We start from the raw sequence: 3,916 nt of genomic DNA, 5'->3' as shown, positions 1-3,916 counted from the left end.
AAATCAGGCATGTTTTGGAAGTTTATCATGCATAACAATCGCAGGCATGTTCTCCAAATACCTTCGGTATTTGGCTGGACCTCCTTACGCGTTGCTTCAGTCGGCCCATGCTGCGGGCGTTAGAACATTTTTGTCTCGGTTATTCTGGGCAAATGGAAAGTTAGCAGTGGCCGGAAAGTATTTGTCGGTGCAATCTGAATAAATTGCGCGTGAATAAACAGCTACAAAAGTGTGGTAGCTAGTAGAAAGTATAAGGGGTAAGTCACGTTGGGCAGTTTCGTTCTTCGTGGCCTGCATAATTTAATCGTGGCGGCGGGCAAAGTGGTCCAAACTTTAAGCAGTGGTGCTCGGCAGTGCAAACTTTCGAACTTCAGAGCTTGTTCTAACAATGCCAGCCAGTTGACCGCTTACACGCCGCTTCGCTCTGTTCCAGCGGCAACTGCTGGCGGCGTTATGCATAAAAGGCTAGGAATCGCATGAAGCCAGGAGACAGGGTCGAGCATTTGACGAGACCAGATGTAGGTATAGGTGTCTTAGTAGATATAAGTGGCTCATTGTGTACTGTTGAGTTTTCAGGTTCAAAATTTTCAGGTATTCCACTCGATGCAATTAGCTCTGTTGAGGAAAAACTACGAAAACAACGCGAAATAGACAAAGCACTTGCAAAAATAAGGGATTGCTTTGAGGAGAATTTCCTTTACACAGATAAATATTATGAAGATAACTATAACGATCTTATTTCAGGCGATTTATACGAGTCCGAGAAAACACGTTTCGTCCAGTCATGGGTGAGCGAAAATAATAACGCAGAACTTGATTACGAGCAGGCGCAAGCTGTTGCAACACACGGAAAGCATATTCAAGTGATAGCCCGTGCTGGTAGTGGAAAAACAACAACACTAGTTAACCGAGCTATCTTCCTGCAAAGACATTGCAGTATTCCACCGAATCAACTAATCCTGCTTGCATTTAATCGAAAAGCAGCAGAAGAAATAAAGGAACGGCTTGAGAAATATTTTGGGGGTAGTATCCCCCATGTGATGACATTTCATGCTTTAGCCTATGCGATTGTTCATCCAGAAGAAGCTCTTCTCTATGATGACCCCGCTAGCAATTCCCTAGCTAAGAGCCGGTCACTTCAATATGTAATCGATGATTTTCTGCGCGACCCAAAATACAAAGATGAAATTCGCTTATTGATGCTTGAACATTTCCGATCTGACTGGGAAAGAATAGTTTCTGGTGGGTATGATCTAGGAAAAAGCGAACTTATCGAATATCGTAGATCATTACCGAATGTCAGTCTTCGTGGCGAGTATCTAAAGTCTCATGGAGAGAAACTTATAGCAGACTTCTTGTTTGAACATGATATCCCGTATAAGTATGAAAGAAATTATTGGTGGAATGGGGTTAATTATCGGCCCGATTTTACAATATTTCTTTCTTCTGAAAGCGGGCTGATTGTTGAATACTTTGGGTTGCGTGGAGACCCTGACTATGATGAATTAACGGAAGAGAAAAGAAAGTACTGGAGACAAAATCACTCTTGGAAGCTTGTAGAAATAACACCTAGCGATGTTTCCATTGGGCGAGACAATTTTTTCAACGCATTCAAGCAGACTTTAGAGGATTATGGGATCAATTGCTCGCCTCTAACTGAGGATGAAATATGGGATAGGATCAAAGATAGGGCAATAGACAGGTTTACAAGTACAGCGGTTGGTTTCATCCAGCGATGTAGAAAACTATCTCTTACTCCGAAGCAATTGACAGACCTTGTAGATTCGCGTAGTGACTTGAGCCCTATTGAGGAACAGTTCTTAAAAATTGCACAACACCTTTATATTGCATACCTCGAACGTCTAAGTGCAACTGGCGAAGAAGACTTTGACGGGTTAATGCAGAGAGCCGCCAGCAGCATACGTGAAGGGCAATCAATATTTGAGAGAAAATCAGGAAAAGGAGATTTATCGGACATTCGATATATGTTTATCGATGAGTATCAGGACTTCTCTGATTTATTTCTTAAACTCGTAGAAGCGATACGATCTCAAAATGATCAAATAGAGTTTTTCTGTGTTGGAGATGACTGGCAGGCTATAAACGGGTTTGCTGGGTCAGACTTACAGTTTTATGAGAATTTCCAACATTACTTTTCTCCTTCCTGTGAGCTGTACATTTCGACAAATTACAGATCATCTAAATCAATTGTGTCACTTGGCAACGCCTTAATGGAAGGACTTGGAAAACCTGCTGAGTCATATAAGCCAGACAACGGAACAATTCTGTTCGGTAACCTTGAGGATTACATCCCATCTGATAGAGAAAAGGAGCGTCACAATGGTGATGAAATTACACCCGCAGTACTGAGGCTTGTATCAAAATTGTTGGCTACCGACAAAAATGTGGTTTTACTGTCTAGAAAAAACACATTGCCGTGGTACGTGAATTATGATGCTGTTCAATCTCGCAGGAAAAACGGTCTTGATGCCTATTGTGACCTTATACGCTCATATTTTCCTGAAGAATTGAGAGATAGAATTTCAACATCTACAGCTCATAAATATAAGGGGCTACAAAATGATGCGGTAGTTGTTGTTGATGCTGTTCTACGAAGTTATCCACTTATTCATCCTGATTGGATTTTTTTACGAGTTCTCGGGGATAGCATTGATAAAATAATTTCAGAGGAAAGGAGGCTGTTTTACGTGGCACTTACCCGTGCGGTAGATAACTTAATCATCTTAACTGAAAATAAAAGTATTTCGCCTTTCCTCCAAGACATAATGGCCAGGCAAGCATTGCAGGACATTTGCTGGGAAGAATTTCCTCCCGTTAAAGATGAAAATAGCCGCGTGACAGTTCGAGTAGGAAATCTTAACCAGTACAACAACGGTGCGACCTATGCAATAAAAGATCAATTGAAGGCAAGTGGTTACAGATGGAATTCGAGGAATAAGGTTTGGCAAAAAAGTTTCCTAGAAGAAGGGTTTTCTCTCGATAGCCTGAAAAAATCCATTTGGTCACCGTTAGCTAATGAGATATGTGTTCATATCGTAGATGATCATGAGTCAGTGGTTGATACATACGCAATTCATTCAGGGCAGTGGAACTCAATGAGATAGAATGCATAACAAGGCGCTGCACTCGGACAAAATAAAGCTGCGCCGCTTCGCTATGCAGCTTTATTTTGCCGGTGAGCTTGGGCGTTAGGCCACATAAAAAATCATGAAGATTATTGCGGCAATATTCATATCATTCTGTATTATTTTGGTGGGCGGTTATTTCTATTTGGGTGATTATCTTTATGCTATAGCGGAAAAAGATATTGCAATCTACCTGTCATTAGATGGAGCGCTCAACAACACCGATCAAATTGGAATGCTAAAGAGTGGAAGCGAAGTTCAAATTATAAAGTGCCATGATGTAAAGCATTACATCATCCCGGAAGTATTAACTGATTCTGGTGAAGTAGGATATATTAATGACCGCTTTAAACTACGTAGAGAAAAAGCTAGATACACATTTAGTGGGCATAAGGTTTTCGGGTGTCCATAAATTTGCCTAACAATTGTAGGCACCAGACACAAACTGCGGCGGCGCCTTTTGTGTTCGCTGCGCTTATAACACAACGGCACCGCCACAGTTCGTGCAGGTGCTACAGGCGTTAGAAGCCCTATGAAAAAATTAAGTATTCTATTAATTGTTGTGTCGCTCGTGTGTATTGGATTCACACTCTATAAATCGAGCCTCTTGATTACCAGCTACAAAGTAGGTTGGGATAAATCTGGTAGCGCATTAGCCCAGCTTAAAAATGATATTAATGGTCTTTCAGATAGAAGTATGATTAAAGAAGTAGCAATCGTCGTGGCCGAGTCGGACGCTAGAAGCGGCCAATATCTTTCTAGGTACATTG

The 3,916-nt window shown here is 41.4% G+C and carries 4 protein-coding genes; all 4 read left to right on the top strand.

What is annotated here, in order from left to right:
- Positions 1-202: hypothetical protein (locus tag SBL51_RS23090; RefSeq protein WP_317933566.1), on the top strand; the 202-nt coding region annotated here is incomplete at its 5' end.
- Between the two features lie 274 nt (positions 203-476).
- Positions 477-3,125 carry a UvrD-helicase domain-containing protein gene (locus tag SBL51_RS23085; RefSeq protein WP_317933565.1) on the top strand — a complete coding sequence of 883 codons (2,649 nt, stop codon included), beginning with the start codon at positions 477-479 and terminating at the stop codon, positions 3,123-3,125.
- Between the two features lie 103 nt (positions 3,126-3,228).
- A complete protein-coding gene (locus SBL51_RS23080) occupies positions 3,229-3,558 on the top strand; it encodes a hypothetical protein (protein ID WP_317933564.1) in 330 nt (109 codons plus the stop codon).
- 120 nt (positions 3,559-3,678) lie between these two features.
- Positions 3,679-3,916, top strand: a 238-nt coding sequence (locus SBL51_RS23075) for a hypothetical protein (protein ID WP_317933563.1), incomplete at its 3' end; no start/stop codon positions are given.

Source organism: Halioxenophilus sp. WMMB6 (assembly GCF_033283405.1).
Taxonomy (GTDB): Bacteria; Pseudomonadota; Gammaproteobacteria; order Pseudomonadales; family Cellvibrionaceae; genus Halioxenophilus.
This window is presented reverse-complemented; position numbering and strand designations above follow the sequence as displayed.